The sequence below is a fragment of the Sedimentibacter sp. B4 genome (assembly GCF_000309315.1).
Taxonomy (GTDB): Bacteria; Bacillota; Clostridia; order Tissierellales; family Sedimentibacteraceae; genus Sedimentibacter; species Sedimentibacter saalensis.
Genome location: NZ_CANG01001046.1, coordinates 1 through 256 on the forward strand (window position 1 = coordinate 1; position 256 = coordinate 256).

The 256-nt window shown below is 69.1% G+C and carries 1 pseudogene; it reads left to right on the forward strand.

Going from position 1 to position 256, the window contains the following annotated elements:
- A pseudogene (locus BN358_RS27245) lies at positions 1-197 on the forward strand (hypothetical protein); the annotation flags it as partial.
- Between the last annotated feature and the right edge of the window lie 59 nt (positions 198-256).

Below are 256 nucleotides of genomic sequence, written 5' to 3' on the forward strand. Positions count from 1 at the left end.
TACGCGTGGGGGATGTCGCTGCGGGGGAGCCGGGCGGGCACCGCCTGCGCGACGTGGTCCGGACGCTGAGCCGGTCGCCCGTCTTCGTCACCTACCTCGGCCTGCTGCTGCTCAAGCTGTTCGACCTGCGCCTGCCGGACCTGGTGATCACCTTCACCTCCGTGATCGGCGCGGCCAACCCGTTCTTGCGATGCTGATGATCGGGATCGGCCTCGAACTCGACCTGGAATCGGGGAAGTACCGGACGGCGGCCCGG